The sequence below is a fragment of the Tolypothrix campylonemoides VB511288_2 genome (genome assembly GCF_045999855.1).
Lineage (GTDB): Bacteria > Cyanobacteriota > Cyanobacteriia > Cyanobacteriales > Nostocaceae > Scytonema > Scytonema bouteillei_A.
Genome location: NZ_JBFPMW010000020.1, coordinates 38,443 through 55,980, shown reverse-complemented (window position 1 = coordinate 55,980; position 17,538 = coordinate 38,443). Strand labels below are relative to the sequence as shown.

The 17,538-nt window shown below is 42.0% G+C and carries 10 protein-coding genes; 4 read left to right on the top strand and 6 right to left on the bottom strand.

Annotation, left to right across the window (positions count from 1 at the left end):
- Positions 1-25 precede the first annotated feature (25 nt).
- Positions 26-457, bottom strand: a complete 432-nt coding sequence (locus AB0756_RS37400) for a photosystem I reaction center subunit II PsaD (protein WP_038072633.1) — start codon at positions 455-457, stop codon at positions 26-28.
- A 122-nt stretch (positions 458-579) separates the two neighbouring features.
- Positions 580-2,589, bottom strand: coding sequence for a DICT sensory domain-containing protein (locus AB0756_RS37395; protein WP_038072630.1), 2,010 nt, complete (start codon positions 2,587-2,589; stop codon positions 580-582).
- 987 nt (positions 2,590-3,576) lie between these two features.
- Between AB0756_RS37395 and AB0756_RS37390 the strand changes: the two genes are divergently transcribed.
- On the top strand, positions 3,577-5,856 hold the full coding sequence (locus AB0756_RS37390) for an amylo-alpha-1,6-glucosidase (RefSeq protein WP_038072628.1): 2,280 nt from the start codon (positions 3,577-3,579) through the stop codon (positions 5,854-5,856).
- Positions 5,857-5,978: 122 nt separating this feature from the next.
- On the opposite strand, the gene AB0756_RS37385 is transcribed toward AB0756_RS37390, so the two are convergent.
- Both AB0756_RS37385 and AB0756_RS37380 read right to left on the bottom strand, forming a co-directional pair.
- Positions 5,979-6,284: a DUF2973 domain-containing protein gene (locus tag AB0756_RS37385; protein WP_038072626.1), complete on the bottom strand. Its 306-nt coding sequence runs from the start codon at positions 6,282-6,284 to the stop codon at positions 5,979-5,981.
- 188 nt (positions 6,285-6,472) lie between these two features.
- A complete protein-coding gene (locus tag AB0756_RS37380; protein WP_017744638.1) occupies positions 6,473-6,811 on the bottom strand; it encodes a DUF2605 domain-containing protein in 339 nt (112 codons plus the stop codon).
- A 1,296-nt stretch (positions 6,812-8,107) separates the two neighbouring features.
- Between AB0756_RS37380 and thrS the strand changes: the two genes are divergently transcribed.
- From thrS to AB0756_RS37365, 3 genes are all read left to right on the top strand, one after another.
- A complete protein-coding gene (thrS, locus tag AB0756_RS37375) occupies positions 8,108-9,937 on the top strand; it encodes a threonine--tRNA ligase (RefSeq protein WP_038072624.1) in 1,830 nt (609 codons plus the stop codon).
- A 75-nt stretch (positions 9,938-10,012) separates the two neighbouring features.
- Positions 10,013-10,201 carry a hypothetical protein gene (locus AB0756_RS37370; protein ID WP_017744636.1) on the top strand — a complete coding sequence of 63 codons (189 nt, stop codon included), beginning with the start codon at positions 10,013-10,015 and terminating at the stop codon, positions 10,199-10,201.
- Positions 10,186-10,491, top strand: coding sequence for a type II toxin-antitoxin system RelE/ParE family toxin (locus AB0756_RS37365; protein ID WP_038072621.1), 306 nt, complete (start codon positions 10,186-10,188; stop codon positions 10,489-10,491). The genes AB0756_RS37370 and AB0756_RS37365 overlap by 16 nt, the downstream gene beginning before the upstream one ends.
- 122 nt (positions 10,492-10,613) lie before the next feature.
- Here the strand turns inward: AB0756_RS37365 and bcp are convergent, their stop codons facing one another.
- Together bcp and AB0756_RS37355 are read right to left on the bottom strand one after the other, a co-directional pair.
- Positions 10,614-11,096 carry a thioredoxin-dependent thiol peroxidase gene (gene bcp / locus AB0756_RS37360; protein ID WP_038118505.1) on the bottom strand — a complete coding sequence of 161 codons (483 nt, stop codon included), beginning with the start codon at positions 11,094-11,096 and terminating at the stop codon, positions 10,614-10,616.
- A 417-nt stretch (positions 11,097-11,513) separates the two neighbouring features.
- Complete coding sequence (locus AB0756_RS37355; protein WP_050045756.1) at positions 11,514-17,423, bottom strand: trifunctional serine/threonine-protein kinase/ATP-binding protein/sensor histidine kinase; 5,910 nt, start codon at positions 17,421-17,423, stop codon at positions 11,514-11,516.
- Positions 17,424-17,538: the final 115 nt, after the last annotated feature.

Genomic DNA, 17,538 nt, shown 5'->3' with positions numbered 1-17,538 from the left:
CCAACCACTAACCACTAACAATTAACTATGAATTGGGAGCATCATAGGTAGCCGTACCGCTAAATTTAACTTGAGCGGGGCTTGGATTTTCACCGATTCTACGGTCGTTATAACGAACTTTTTCACGACCTTGGTTGACTTTTTCTGGAAAGACACCATCAGCTGGGTGAATGTACTGAATTTCTCCGTTGGGGAAGATCCGATAAACTTTGTAATCTGTGATTTTCAACTTCCGGAGTACTTGACCGCCCAGATAGACGCCATACTCTTTGCGAGCCAAGTATAGCAAGTTTTCTCCTTGGCGCATGATAGCAGTACCACCAGTGGGTAGTTCAAAGGGCTGTTGCTTGGGGCTAGTCCAAGTAATAGCATACTTTTCCTCTGTTTCTGCTTTTTTAAGCAAGCCGCCAGTGTGACCACCAAAAACGGGAGTTTGTCCAGAAAGTGTTTCCGCCATAGAGTTCTCTCTCAACGTTTTTAGGGCATACTATCACCGCAGCTAGCCTTATATTGCGATTACGTCATAGACTGTAACAGTTTTTGGTAATTGCTAATGGCTAATGGCTAATGGCTCTTCAATTATTTACTCTTGACTTTTGAAGGTTTTTGCTCTTGGCTGTTCTCAATAATGGGTATGGTAAAGTGAAACTGACTGCCTTTGTTTTTGCCGCCGGATTCAGCCCAAATTTCTCCTCCCCAACCATTGACAATTTGACGACAAATTGCTAATCCAAGCCCGGTTCCACCTGTGGTACGCCGCAGTGCTCCTTCTTCTTGGTAAAAGCGGTCAAATACGATTTCTAAGCGATTCGGTTCAATTCCCCGCCCGGTATCCGCTACTGTGACCTCAACCATTTTTTGATTGTTGCGCTCCGCCTTGACTGTGATGGTTCCGTCTACAGGTGTAAATTTACACGCATTGTCTATGAGTTTTGCTAAAACTTCTACTAGCCAATCACCGTCAGCTTTCACTAGGGGTAGGTTTTGTGCAATCTGAGTTTTGATTGTGGGGATATTTTCTTTGTCAAAGCGACTTTGTATGCGGCTTAGGGATAAATCCACGCACTCCTGTAAGGTGAGTGATTCGGGATGCCATTCTACTCTTCCGCTTTCTAAATTTGAAAGCGTTAGGAAATCTTGTATCAGTTTTCGCATTCTTTCTGAGTCAGAAAGCGCTGTGTTGAGCATTACCTGTCGCAACTCTAAGGGCATATCTGGTTCAGTAGCAAGGCTTTCCAAACACACTTGTATTGTAGAGAGGGGAGTCCGGAGTTCGTGACCGGTAATTGCGATCAAATTACTGCGCGTGCGATCGAGGGCTTCTAATTGCTGGTTCAGTTCTTCTAAGTTCGCGTATGCTTCTGCTTGGATGAGCGCAACTCCTACTTGTGTGGCGATCGCTTCTACTAAATCAAAATCCCCAGTTTGCCAATCGTGTATATTTTCTTTACAATAATGCAGCTCAACAATACCTAACAACCGCCCCTGGTAGAATACCGGTTCCATCAGCCAAGACAGAATTCCGTGCTTTTTAACAAGTTTTGTCAGTGCTTTGGAACTACTGATGTAAGAATCCGTTCGAGTATCCATAACACAAACACCATCGTTTTGCAATACAACTTCTCGAAACAGGAGGTTGTTTTCTAAAGGCCAAGGTTTTCCTAGAAGAGATGGGACTCCAGGGCTTAAAAACTCGTGTTCTATTTTGGCTTGGACATCTGTTGCTTGAGCGCGGTAAATTAAACAGCGGCAAGCTTCTAAATTCTGTCCGAGTTCTTGAGCTGCGACTTTGAGAATTTCTTGAGGATTGAGCGATCGCCTGATAGCCGTACCAATAGAATTTACCAAACGCTCTTTTCGTGCTTGGGCTGAAATGGAACGATAAGCTTTGTGTAATTTATACTGACTTGCTTGTAAATAAGTCACCAAGCGTTGAACAAAGGGGTCAGTATCGATGTTACAAGCATATTCATTACTGTATGCTGATGTGACTTCGCTGTTGTTCTCGGACAACCCAAACCTTTGACGTGCTTGTTCAATTTTGTCAGACAGTTCCGGTCTGTATTCCAAAATTCTATTCAGTAGCAAGCCAGCTGCTTTGAGACTCACACCTCGTTCTGCTGTCCAAATTCCTTCAAACCTCCGCGCTGTATCCATGTCCAGAGAAGGATTTGTCTCTCGCAGTTTGTTGTTTTTGGTTATAGATCCAACGCTTTCCCGACAAACCAAACAAGTCGCGTAGTTTTGAGCTATGACTACTAAATGCCACTCTTGACTCAACGCATCTTCTGGTTCAAAGGCAATTTTTTCATAGTACTCGGAACTATTGGTGAAGTCCGTTTCTGGTGCTGATAGTACGTATATTTGATTGCTCCGCTGAGCTAGCCTCTGATACCGATGAGCTTCTTGGCGGTAAAATCGCTCTCTCTGAAAGCTTGCGATCACTAAAGGCTGCTCTAAAGTCGCAGCCAAAACTTGATCTTCCATCGCATGGGAGAGCGCTGTTAACGAAGCTTTAAAATATATCTGGGGCCGCAGGTAGGGTAGAGCCTGTAGCAATTCACTCAGCATGGAAGTCGGAATGCTCATCAATGTCTTTTGGTAGCCACAATCTCAGATAAAATCCTTGTCACAGCTGCATTGTACAAATTACAACGTACTCTTTAGTTAATAAAATGGTTGCAATATGTAAAGAATTGTGAAACTCCTCTCCACTAAAAAATGAGGAGTTGGCAGTGAGGCATGGGAAGTGAGTCTTCGAGGTCTAAAGAACACACACACCACAGCCATGGTACGTTTTCGTTATCCATCGGCTAATGTTGGGAAGTTTTAATAATAGCTGACTTGCATAATCTAATATAGTTCACCAAGATCGACTTTAGGTAGTCGCAAGAGGTTAAACGACGGTAATGTGTTATTGAGATACAGTGTGTAGCGATCGCCCCACGCGTATTTCAAATATTAAAGTATGTAATTGAGCCAACAATTTTGTTGCTTAAAAATATCTTTATTCTTTTTTAAAACTTTCCAAAAAAATCTATTTAATCTGTTAGAAATAGGTTAGAGAAAAGTTCAAATCTACGCTTATATGGATAAAATTGTTATGTTTGAGTCTATTTTAACGCATATTCCCATTTATCTGTTGGGTCTGTTAGTGGTTACTAGTTAGTAGTTACTGGGCTTTAAGGCTCTTAACATAAGTTAACATAGTTATGTTTTATTGTGCCGACTGACTTTTGAAGAAAGCAGCCCCAAACGCTCGCTACTCGGGCGCAAGGGAATTAAAGGGGGATTTCTCGCCCCCTTTACTTTGGAACTGTAAAATCCCAAATGTGCAGAGTGTATAGATGGCTCAATCCTGAATGAAAACCTGAAAATTTTCCTTCTGCCATCTGCTATCTGCCTTTCTTAGATAAAAATTTGATGTCGTGAGTTAGATCCAGACCCTATAACCAGCGGTATGCGATTATTATTTTGGCTCAGTGGCTCAAATCATTTTGGATTGGCGTCTTTTTTCCTGTTGACGCTGATGCGATTGAGAAAAACAAGTAGACCTGTACACACGGATATTAGCTGATGACACCGGATACCCTCATGACCCCGGAGAAAATTGTTCTGGACGGAAAAACCTTTGTTCCTGCTGACCAAGTACCTATTTCAGAGTGGCCCTGCGTAATCAGTGAAAAACCGCAGCCAACATTGACGGTTAAAGACGATGATTTATTTTTTATAACAGACACTCTCGGAAATGTCTCTGGTTGCGGGTTAAATGACGGTCCGAGTTTGGGCTTGTTTTGCAGTGATACGCGATTCCTCAGTCGTTTGGAGTTGCAAATTGAAGGGCATTCACCCATACTCCTAAGCAGTACGGCTGACAAAGGATTTTCACTATCGGTTTTATGTACCAACCCCAGAATAGACGAACGCCTGAGGCCAGATACATTGGGTATTCGTCGGGAATTTGTACTGAATGGTGCTCTCTTTGAAGAATTGGAAGTCTCAAATTATAGCACAACTTCCATTTCTTTTGAACTTAGCATCAGTTTTGAAGCAGATTTTGCCGATCTATTTGAAGTCCGTGGCTATAGCCGGGACAATCGGGGTAAACTTTTGCGGCAGGTAGAGGAAGCGCCAGAGGAAACGTCCTCCCTTGAAGGAGTTCTGGCACAAACTCAAAATCCAACGCATAAGGAACAATCAATTTCACTTGCCTATCAAGGTCTTGATGGTTTGGTGATGGAATCCCGCATTCAATTTCAGTATCGGCAACCAGACTATTTTAAAGGATATACGGCTATTTGGAGATTGGAATTGGCTTCCCACGAAACCCAAAAGTTGGGTTATCGAGTGAATTTATTAACCAACAACCAATCGAGCTCTACAGTCAGTGCTGCTATCACCTTAGGACAAGCAAAAGCTTCTGAGTTGATGGAAGAGCAAAACTGGGTACACCAAATTACACAAATTCGCTCGGATAAAAGCTATTTTAATCGAATTATTGAGCGTGCCGAACAGGATATGTATTTATTGCGCCAATCTTTTGGTAAATACAAGACTGTTTCCGCAGGAGTTCCTTGGTTTTCGGCACTATTTGGCAGAGACTCCATCATTACGGCTTCTCAAACTTTGATGCTAAATCCTCAGATTGCCAAGGAAACTCTATACATACTGGCGAATTACCAAGGCAAAGTAGAGAACGATCGCCGAGACGAAGAACCGGGTAAGATGTTGCACGAGTTGCGGTTTGGGGAACTTGCACGCTGTCAGGAAATACCTCATACACCTTACTACGGTACGGTAGATGCCACTCCCTTGTGGCTGATGCTATATGCTGAGTATTATGCCTGGACTCATGATGGAGAGACTTTAGAACATCTCTGGTCTAATGCACTAGCGGCAATGGAATGGATTGACCGCAGTATGAAAAACACGGGTTACCTCAGCTACTACCGTAAATCTAAAAAGGGGCTTGCCAACCAAGGGTGGAAAGATTCTGGAGATTGTATTGTTAACCGCAAAGGAGAGTTGGCTAACGGACCAATTGCCCTGTGTGAAGTACAAGCTTACGTTTATGCTGCCAAATTACGCTTGGCAGAAATCGCTAGAATGAAGAAGCGCATTGATTTGTCAGATCGATGGACGGAAGAAGCCAGAAATTTGAAGCTTCGCTTCAACAGAGACTTTTGGATGGAAGACCAAGATTTTTGCGCCTTGGCTTTGGATGGCGATGGCGATCGCGTAGATAGCATTACATCCAATCCCGGTCACTGTCTGCATTTAGGAATATTTACCCCAGAAAAAGCTTACAGCGTTGCCGAACGATTGCGCGGACCGGATATGTTCAACGGTTGGGGTATTCGTACCCTAAGCAGTTTATCACCTGCTTACAATCCCATGGGATATCACATTGGTTCAGTTTGGCCTCACGATAATTCCCTCATTGCTATGGGTTTGCGTTCCCTCGGTTTGATCGACCAAGCCTTGGAACTTTTTGAGGGCTTATTCGACATGACTAATCAGCAGCCCTACGGTCGTCCTCCAGAATTATTCTGCGGCTACGAACGCAATGGCGATAATGCCCCCGTGCAGTATCCTGTTGCTTGTACGCCTCAGGCTTGGGCTACAGGCAGCATTTTCCAACTGCTGCAAATGATAGTTAACCTAGTGCCAGATGCTCCCAACAATTGCTTGCGAATTATCGACCCTGCCTTACCGGAGTCGATAAATCGTCTGTCCCTACATAATTTGCGCGTTGGTGGTACAATTCTCGATCTAGAATTTGAGCGTTCCGGAAGCACAACAGCTTGCCGCGTTGCTAAAAAACGCGGTAACCTTCGGGTAGTGATAGAAGCTTAAGGAATTATGAATGATAAATTATGAATTATGAAACTCTTAAAAATTCATAATTCTTTATGAATGATGAATTATGAAACTCTTAAAAATTTATAATTCATCATTCATACTTCATAATTCATAATTTATTCTTCTTTCTCGATTTTTTGTCCTGGAGAAGCTTCGTAAAGTGCATCGAGCTTTTGACGGGCGTCTTCAACGTTGATCGATCGCATAACTAACAATGGTTCTCTAATTAAGTTACCAGACGCATCCAGTAACTCTGGATGGGGTGTAAATGATTTGTGAGTGTTGCGATCGCCTAACGATACAGATTTTGGTGGATACACTCGCTCTCTATCAAAACTAAATAAAATCAAATTGCGAATTAAATTTGCAACTGCTATAAAAGCCAATAAAGTAAAGGCAAAAATGTAAAGTAGGTGCAACATTGTTTTTCCTCCAGAAGTAGCTAATTTTAATGAAAAGTTTTTAAATGCAGTTAGTGAATGCCAAAGGATACCAAATGCTTAACGCACTGTTGGTGCGCCTGTATTTATAAAATGAAAATTTTTAACTCAGAAAAAAGAATGGTAGCATAATATACACTTGCCCTTAGGAAATGTTAAAGAATCTTGACTTATATGCTGTCTCTCTGTTGTTCATTATCTCGCATTTGACGGAAGCGCATCGCTACATTCCAGCATTGCGATACTAATTGATGCCAAGGGACTAGCGTTGCCATATCAATTCCTACCTTGCTGTCTGTTGCTGTAAATAGCATCTTAGCCGTGTTTACTTCCGCTTGTGCTTGCTTGACTCTCATTAGTAAGTCTGATTGTTCGTTTGGACTCATAAATGAAAGCTGCTCTGTTTCTAAAAAGTTGCGCGATCTCGCAAACCAATACTGAAAATCTTCTAATAATGGTTGCAAAACCGTTTTCAGCAACTCTGATTCCGATAGATTAGAGTCTTGCATAAAGGAGAAGCATATTCTTAACTTTCATACTAATATTAACCCTATTTAAGATTCTTAACATTTTTTAAATCTCTTTCATAAGTCAGAAATTTTCCAGCATCTGTAACATTAGCTACATTTTATCCATTATATAAATTCCTAAATGCGGTTGTACAGATTCCGCAGAGGGATCTTAAAAAAACCATCAATACTCCAAGCGAGATTGCCAGCAATTGCCGCATATACGTATGTTCAATAATACACAGTATAGATTCTTTAAAGGTTTGAAAACTTTGAAAATATTATACTAATTCTCAGAAAACTTAGAGTAACGGGTTAGTTAGCTCCCCCGCTTTTTAAGGAACTTGGGGAGCTAACAGCCATATTTAGCGGGAGCATCCTAATGAGGGAAAAAACGCCGACGATTGGAAACGCAGCTGCACAAACAAAGCCAGCCTACGCAGGCTTCAATCAAGTTCTTGCCTTATGGTAAGTCCAGGGAAAGTAGGTGGTGAGACCATTGCTGTAGGCGGGTTTCCCGCCCCCAGGGAACTGGTAAACAAGGGAGGGCGTATAACCCTAGAATTTTATTCTGAGGGCAATGTGCATTCATTGGAATACTCACCATCTAACTGCCATTTCTCCCCGAAAATCAATCCAAAACGCTAAATATGGCAACAAGTAACCTTATAATTATTAGTTAACAATAAGTTAAGTTAAACTTATGTAAGCTCGCGCAAAACTCACTAGAACCACAAGCAGTAAACCGCTACTACACGGTAGGAGGGATGATATGAGTTGCGAAATTCCACACGAATGCATCTAGGAGCAATGCGAGCGTAAAATATTATGAAAATCTAAAATTAGTCGGGGTCATTACTGACAGTATTATGCTAAGTCTTTATTAGAAATAAATTAAGCAGTTGGGTTTGTAAAAATCAACCCACAGCTATTTAACTAGTTATATTCAGTTCGGAAGCTCACCAATCCAAGATAATGCACGGCATACTTATTAACTTGAGTAAGCTTAGTTGGGGCTGTGTTGATGTTGGGCAGCCCGGAACATTTACTTCACCATTATCAGAATTATGAGGGAAAAGCAACTGTATGGGGTTGGATTATATGCATGACTTAATAGTTGTTAAACAATGAATGGAAGAACTCAAAAATGGTTATATTGAAATACTAAGGTTCCCCCCTGACAACAAATAAAAGCTGACAAGATGAAAATAAAAGTGTATTATAATTAATAATATTTGTTATAAATTTAACTCATAAGTTAACAGTTCAATCGTTTCGCCAATTATTTTATAGCCGATGCCGCCAGAATCATCCAATCAACTAGAAACACCAGAAAAAATAGTATATTTGCCGCGTACTAGCGAGTCAGAGAGTCTAAAAAAAATTCGCCACACGGCTTCTCACGTTATGGCAATGGCTGTACAAAGGCTGTTTCCCAAGGCGCAAGTTACCATCGGTCCTTGGATTGAGAATGGCTTTTACTATGACTTTGACAATCCCGAACCCTTCTCAGAACAGGATTTAAAAGCCATTTACAAAGAAATGGTTAAGTTAATTAATAAAAAGTTACCAGTCATTCGGGAAGAAGTTAGCCGCGAAGAAGCCGAACGCCGTATTAAAGAAATTAACGAACCATATAAGTTAGAAATCTTAGCAGATATTAAAGAGGAACCAATTACAATCTACCATTTAGGAAATGAATGGTGGGATTTGTGTGCCGGACCTCACTTGGAAAGTACAAAGGAGCTTAACCCAAAAGCAATTGAATTGGAAAGCGTAGCCGGTGCTTATTGGCGTGGAGATGAAAATAAAGCACAGTTACAACGTATATACGCAACGGCTTGGGAAACACCAGAACAACTCGCCGAATACAAACGGCGTAAGGAAGAAGCTCTGCGACGAGATCACCGAAGACTGGGTAAAGAACTGGGCTTATTTATCTTTTCAGACTTGGTGGGACCGGGATTACCGTTATGGACTCCAAAAGGAACTCTGTTAAGGAGTCTTCTAGAAGATTTCCTCAAACAGGAACAGTTAAAACGCGGCTATTTGCCAGTCGTGACTCCTCACATTGCCAGAGTTGACTTATTTAAAACCTCCGGACACTGGCAGAAGTATAAAGAAGATATGTTTCCTTTGATGGCAGAGGATGAAGAAGCCGAACAACAAGAGCAAGGTTTCGTTCTCAAGCCAATGAATTGCCCGTTTCACATCCAAATCTATAAGAGCGATTTGCGTTCCTATAGAGAACTCCCCATGCGGTTAGCAGAGTTTGGGACAGTTTACCGTTACGAGCAATCTGGGGAATTGGGTGGTTTGACCAGGGTAAGGGGTTTCACGGTTGATGATTCTCACTTATTTGTCACACCAGAACAGTTAGATAGTGAGTTTCTCAATGTTGTGGATTTGATTTTATCTGTTTTCAACAAACTGCAACTCAAAAACTTTAAAGCGAGACTGAGTTTTCGCGATCCGGCTAGCGATAAGTATATTGGCTCGGATGATGTTTGGGAAAAAGCAGAAGGTGCTATTCAGCGTGCGGTCGAACAGCTAGGGATGGAGCATTTCTTGGGAATTGGAGAAGCAGCTTTTTACGGTCCCAAGCTTGACTTTATTTTTAGCGATGCGTTGGAGCGAGAGTGGCAGTTGGGAACGGTACAGGTAGATTACAATCTGCCAGAAAGGTTTGATTTGGAATATGTGGCAGAAGATGGAGTCCGCAAACGCCCAGTTATGATTCACCGTGCTCCTTTCGGTTCCTTAGAACGGTTGATTGGGATCTTAATTGAGGAGTATGCAGGCGATTTTCCTTTGTGGTTAGCCCCAGTACAAGCAAGATTGTTGCCAGTAGGAGAAGGACAGCTAGATTATGCAAAGGATGTGGCAGCCAAAATGAGAATGTTGGGTATTCGTGCAGAAGTGGATACCACTGGCGATCGCCTTGGCAAACTGATTCGCAATGCTGAGAAAGAAAAAATTCCCGTCATGGCAGTGGTGGGAGCCAAAGAGGTAGAAAGTAATACTCTCAGTATCCGTACTAGGGCTTCTGGAGAATTAGGTACTATGCCTGTCTCAGAGGTCTTAGACAAGATGAAGGATGCCATTGCGAAGTACGAAAACTTTTAACAGAATGTAGATTAAGGGTAGGTTCTTTGCCTACCCTTAAAAAATAATTCATATAAATTTACTAAAAAAAATGCTATGAGTACTACAAAGGAAAAAGTCCAATCTCTGCTGAGCAAACTACCAGACGATTGTTCTGTGGAGGATGTTCAGTATCACCTATACGTACTTGAAAAAGTACGTCAGGGTTTGTTGGCAGCTGACAGTAAGGACACTATCTCTCAAGAGGAAGCCGAGGCGCTTTTACGTAAATGGCTTATCGAGTAGTTTGGTCTCCCAAAGCGCTTGACGATGTAGACGCGATCGCGGCATACATATTTCGTGACTCCGCTTCCTATGCTGCCACAGTAGTTCAGAGAATACTTGATTCTTCTCGTAAGTTAAGCAAACTCCCGCTTTCTGGACCAATTGTTCCGGAATTTAATGACGGTAGCATTAGAGAACTGTTTGCTTACACCTATCGAATTATTTATCAGATTCAAGGTAACACTGTAACAATTGCGGCAGTTATTCATGGCAAAAGGCTCTTAGCACAAGCACATTTGGAAACGGATTAACAAAAAGTATGAAGTCATAAGGATAAAGGAGCGAAAAATTTCATTCTTTATCCTTTTTCTTCATCCATTTCTTGACATATCAATTTCAAACCTGACGACAGACGCGTCGGGTTTGCTCATTTTTACGTGTCTACCAATTTTTGTAATTGCGCCAGTACCGCTACTGCATGACCCTTAGCTTTGACTTTTGGCCAGGTATATGCAATGGTTTGGTTGGGTGCAATCAGAAAAGTTGAGCGTTCCACACCCATATACTCTTTACCCATAAATTTTTTCAATCGCCATGCACCATAAGCATCAGCAACTTGATGCTCTGGGTCACTTAATAATGTAATTGACAAATTATACTTGTTGATAAATTTACAGTGAGTTTTTTCGGAATCTACACTGACACCTAAAATTTTTGCATTCAATTTGCTAAAGTCTTGACTTAACTCGGTGAAGTCTTTAGCTTCTGTCGTACAACCGGGGGTGTCATCTTTTGGGTAGAAGTAAAGAACGATCCACTGACCGGACAAATCACCCAAACTCACTTGATGACCATCTTGGTCTGGTGCAGAAAAATCAGGCGCTTTTTGTCCTGCTTGAGGTATATCGTCTGCCATATTAAGTTAATAAGTATAATTTATTAGTAAGTAGCTTTCGAGGGCTTGTTGGTGCTGTCAAATGCTTTGACACCAACTCAGTATGGGGAGCGTTAGAGCAATAATATCATTTCTGGTGCAACACTTTGCTGATGAGTTGCTATTGATTTAAAGAGTCGAATGTTTTTTGTTAAATTTCTTCATTCATACCCTTACCACGTTCGACCCTGGCAATTTTGGATCGAGCTTTTCGTCACAAGTTTCTAGTACACGAAAGCAGAAGTACGATGGCAGAGGAGCCACTGCGGTGGACGGGTTTCACAGGCTACAGCAAGTGGCGTGGCAGAAGGCGCAAAAGCTTTAACTGTAAGCTTTTTCTCTGTCACTAATGGTTGCTTTATTTACGCCGAACTGTACTAGTATAATAAGTCATTCCGGTTAAGAATTCTCTTTGACTGGAAGTGTAATGACAAATTGAGTGCCTTCACCTAAAGTTGAGTTAACTTCGATCGTTCCACCATGTTTTTCTATCACAATTTGGCGAGCGATCGCTAACCCCAATCCAGTTCCTTTCCCCACACCTTTAGTGGTAAACAGATGGTCGAACATCTTCTGTTTTACCTCCTCTGTCATCCCTATACCATTATCTTGAATCTGAATTACAACGCGATCGTGAGTCAATTGTTCTTCATCATGAGTCATTGGCATAACATTAGAACTCCTTGTCAAATAGGTGCAAATTGCAATCGTAGGAATTTTACTGTTTGCAGGTAACCCATGACCATTGATAAATGACTCTTCTATTGCATCAATAGCATTTGCTAGAATATTCATGAAAACTTGATTGATCTGTCCGGGGAAACATTCAATTTCTGGGATATTGCCATAATCTGTAACAACTTCAATGGCGGGACGAGTATCATTTGCTTTCAGGCGATGTTTGAGAATCAAGATTGTACTATTAATACCGGAGTGAAGATGAAACGGAACCTTATAATCTCGATCCGCTCTGGAGAAAATTCGCAAACTGGTGCTAATATCGCGAATGCGTTGCACGCCCAATTTCATAGAGCCAATTAATTTGGGTAAATCCTCACGAATATACTCAAACTCAATCGCTGCTATCTTATTTTGAATCACCGTACTTGGATTGGGATATTCCTGCTGATACAGATCGATCAATCCAAAAGTATCTTCGATATAATCGAGTGCAGGTTGCAAATTTCCAGCAATGAAACCAACAGGATTATTGATTTCATGAGCCACACCTGCGACTAAACTGCCCAGTGCTGACATCTTTTCGTTTTGAACGATCTGGAGTTGCGCGTGTTGGAGTTCTTGTAAAGCGATTTCTAGCTCGAGAGATTTTTGTTGGCGCTCGGCTTCAACGCGTTTGCGATCGCTGATTTCCAAGATCAAGCCGTCCCAAACCAAACACCCATCAAGCTGTTGTTCCAATCGAGCTTCGCCACAAATCCACTTGACGGCTCCAGATGGCGTAATGATTCGTCCTTCCCAGTGCCAGGGTGTGAGAGTTTTAATAGACTCTAAAAGGGAGCGCTGGTAACTAAAGGTATCTTCTGGATGCACCAGTCCCATGAGACGCCGTAAATCGCTAAGGGCTTCCTCAGGTGTGATTTCGTACAAGTCATAACAGTCCGCGCTGATATAAGTCAGCGCCATATCACCATCAGGAGTCAGGCGGCTTTGATAAACCACACCAGGAACATTGTCTACAAGGTTGTGAAAGCGAGACTGACTGGCGTTTAACTGCTCGAGAGATTGTTCGAGCTGTTGGGCATACGTTAGAGTTTTCTGATACAGTCGAGCGTTTTCCAAAGAAATGGCGGCTTGAGCACAAATTAAGTTGAGCAGTTCAACACGAGCGAGGGTAAATGCTCCGGTTACCAAGTTGTTTTCCAGATACAAAATACCCAGCAACTTGCCTTGATGCAAAATGGGACTGCACAAGATGCTCTTAGGCTGTTGTTGCTGAATGTAGGAGTCTTGGATAAACTGAAGATCTACTGTCGCATCCACAACCACCACTGGTTGTAAACTGCGTTTGACAGCGTTGATAAGACTGACTGGTACATCCTGACTTTCTTCCAGAGGATGTGGGTTGAGCAGGATCGGGCAAAAATCAAATTTGGCGACAGCTTGAACTATCAAGCAACCTTCTTCCGAAAGGAGCAGCACGCATTTATCCGCTCCAGCATTTGTAATAACGACTTGCAACAGAGTTGAGAAGAGTTTATCTAATTCAATCTCCCTAGAAAGGGCTTGTCCGGCTTTGAGAATAGCAGCGAAATCGAGTGCATCCGCAATGGTGCTAGTGGAAGTCGTCGAACCGATACCACTCGAACTCACGACAGTTATGGTTGTATTCACCGACAAGGCAGAACGGGTTTGCTGAAGAATGGGCGCAAGTAGTTGGGGATAATGGGTTTCTAAATCTGCGATTTTAGCTTTAGCTCCCCAACGGGCGTAGCAATAATAAGCTTCTTGCAAATAGCAAGCGGCGACTTTTTCTTTGCCCCAGTCGAGGTAAAATTTAGCTGCTAGTTCGTTGGCAAGACCTTCTTCCTGAAGGTATTCATGCTCTTTTGCTCCAGTAATGGCGCGATCGTAGTATTCAATTGCCTCCACTCGCTGACCCAAAACCCGATAGCGCTCTGCTTCCACTAGCTCGTATTTATGTTGAAAATTCATTGGTGCATGAGCCGCCCATTCATGAAGTTTTTCCTGATTAGCAGTTATGCATTCCTCCATTTGCTGTTGTTCTGGGGCTGGGCGTTGCGGTAACAATGCCAGGTACGTTAAAGATTCATAGAAGTGAAATATAGGTGGGTGCATGGAACCAATGATGGCATCCAAATACCGTCTTGCCTGTTTTCCATGATTTACAGCTTGTTCAAAGTCAGAAAACAGATAGCACAAGACCATTTTATGAATCCAAAAAAAAGCAAATCCACTGCAATCGCCTCCTGCTTGATAAAATGACAATTGCTGCTCTTCGTCACAGGCTATACCCTTGAATATGACCGGGTTATCTGCACGTCCTGTGAGATTGAGCAGAATTTGTCGCAGCAACTGGCAATACATTTCACTTTGCTTGAGCGTTTGAGAGTATTTAGCAATTTCCAACTCCAGTTGGGTTAAGTTGTTCCCAGCAAAATAGGAGTAAAATCCGTAGGCGTAAATGGAGTAGCCAGCAAAAGTCAGATCTCCCACATCTAAACCGCTAGAATAAGCTATTTGTAAGGGGTGTAAGGTTTTCCGCAGATGCACCTTCCAATGCTGCGTGAACGCATTAACCAGGCATAATGTTTTCGCTTTAAGTTCTAAATTTTGCGTGCGCGATAGCAGAGTGAGGGCTAACTGACCAAATTCATAACCCAATTCAAAATTTTTAATTGCACCACACATTAATATGCCATAGCTGACATAACCAAAGGTTGAGGTTGGCTCATTACCATAAACAACTGATAGATAAACCTTTTTTAAGACTATAAGTGTATATAATAGTGGCTCGGACACGTAAGCTGCGGATGCTACTCTTGTTAAAATGCGAGCAACTGATAAAATATTTTTGTCAGTATTTTCTGGTAGATCTAGTAGTTCGGAAGGTAGCCGCTCGCCTATGGCATTGGAGACAGATTCAAAAGCAACTGCAACATTTTCTTCAGTTGCTGTAGGAATTTCTACTCCTAATTGGTGCAAGAGATCGCGTGCCACTGCGATCGCATCTGCATATTTTCCAAGAGCAATGAGAGCATCAATTTTTACCTCAATCACACTAACTCGATCTAAAGGAGTCTTTGCATAATTGAAAACATCATTGGCAAAAGTTTCCATTTGATCGAAATCGCCACTGAGATAAGCAGTTTCTACAGCAACTTGATGCAACGCCAGGGTTAACTCATATTGATTTTGCCAAGAATTTTCATCTAGCAAATCGATACCTGTACGAGCATACTTAAGTGCTGCTGTATAGGCGGTGGCAGCTTTTGCCTTGCAACTTGCCATCCAATTAAATCGTGCTAGGGTTTCTCGTTCTGTCAATTGGGTAATTAACTCAACTGCCATGTTAAGTTGACCCACAATTTCAAAAACCCGTTCCTCCCGCTTAGCAACTGGTATCTTGTTGAGAAGCAACTGTCCAATTTTTAGGTGAATGGGTTGTTTCTCATGGCTGGGAATCAAAGAATACGCTGCTTGTTGGACGCGATCGTGGAGAAATTTGTAGGAAAGTGTGAAGTGTTCTTTGCCAAAAGTCCTTTGTTCGTTGTTTTCTAATGACAACTCACCTACAACCCCTGAAAAATTTTGATAAAATTTATACACTTGATTTTGGGGAATCACCAAGCCTTCCTGTAGTGCCTTCCATAACACTGTTGCGACGTCGAGTTCCGTTTGTTCGGAAACAATTGCGAGAGTTGCTAAATCAAACTGATTGCCAATACAAGCTGCAAGTTTCAGAAGGTTTTGGGTAGTAGGTGGCAACTTCTGCAACTGCATTGCCATAAATTCTACTACGTCATCAGTCAGTGAGAGGGATCTCACTTTTGCAAGATCGCACTGCCAATATCCAAGTTGAGCATCGAACCCAATCCACCCATCTTCATACAATGCCTTGAGAAACTGCCTGCTGAAAAAAGGATTCCCTTTTGTCTTTTGATAAACCAACTTGCTTAAAGGTTGAGCAACAGATCCTCCACATAGCAAAGTATCGGCAACTAGCGCATTCAAACTCTGTAGATTCAAGGCAGCTAGCGTTATATTATTTACTGTAACGTTAGCTTTCTTAAGTTCTTCTAGGATTAACATTAATGGGTGAACTGGAGAAACTTCATTATTGCGATACGCGCCAATCAACAGCAGATAGCCGCCCTCATTCTGGCTCATCAACACCTGCATGAGATTTAACGAAGCTAAATCTGCCCATTGCAAATCGTCCAAAAATATGACCAAAGGATGTGTTTGTGTGGCGAACACCTGAATGAACTTTTGAAAAATCATATTGAAGCGGTTTTGTGCAGCGCTACCTGATAGTATTGGAACAGGAGGTTGTCGTCCGACAATCTGCTCTAACTCAGGAATCACCTCAATAACGATCTGAGCATTTTCTCCCAGTGCTGTTTTGATATTCCTTTGCCACTCCACCAGTCGGTCATCATCTTCACAGAGCAACTGTCTTATTAAATCCCGCAAAGCTTGCACAAAGGCGGATAGAGGAATATTGCGGTTGAATTGGTCGTATTTGCCTTTAATGAAGTAACCTTTTTGCCGAACAATTGGTTTATGCACTTCATTGACAACTGCTGTTTTGCCAATACCGGAAAAGCCAGCAACCAGCATCAGTTCCGATCTACCTTCACTGACGCGATTAAAAGCGCTCAGTAACTCTGCGATTTCAACGTCTCTACCGTAAAGACACTCTGGAATATTGAAGCGATCGCAGATGTCTCGTTCTCCCAAAGTAAACCCAGCGCAATTCCCCTTTTCTTGGCATCGTTCTCGACAGAGTTCTAGGTCATATTTTAGCCCCAAAGCACTCTGATAGCGATCCTCCGCATTTTTCGCCATTAACTTAGCGATGATTTCAGAAACAATAGGTGGAATATCACTATTAAAGTTATGAGCGACGGGTGGTTGCACTGCAATATGACAGTAAACCAACTCCATTGGTTCAGTTGTGGTAAAGGGGAGTTGTCCTGTTAAAAGTTCATAAAACGTCACACCTAAAGAATAAAAATCGCTGCGGTAGTCAATACCCCGATTCATCCGTCCGGTTTGCTCGGGGGAAATATAAGCAAGCGTCCCTTCTAGTACGTTAAGACTGATGAACGATTGCTTTTCTTTGGGCAGTAAGGATGCAATACTAAAGTCAATTAATTTAACTTGTTTGGTTTCGGGATTAATTAAAATATTGCTAGGTTTGATGTCTTTATGAATAATTCGTTGGTGATAAAGGGTATCTAAGGCATTGCACAAAGCGATCGCAATGTGTAAAAACTCCTTCAGAGAGGGTTGAGTTTTCCCATTTTCACTCCATTCGTGTAAGGAAATTCCACCAAAATCTTCCATCACCAAAGCATAGCCATTTTGATACACCTCCAGACTGTAGGTTTGGACAATAGAAGGTGAGTTGAGATTTTTGGCAATAGCGTACTGATTGCGAAACTGCAATAGTTCGTTAAAACTAGGATAGGGATTTTTCAGCAGTTTAATGACTACAGGTAAAAAATCGGTTTCTCGATAGCCTCTATAAACCAGGGTTCTTGAACCGTTGTAGATCTGTTCGCTCACTTGATAACCGGGAATGGTGATTTGGGGAGGGACCATACTGCTGAATTTTTGAGACTGCCATATTTAGTTTTCCCAAATGCGGCTGGTGGTTTAGCAACACGAATCAAAATTCATACAGCGATCGTATTTGAGTTTTGAATAAGGGGGACAA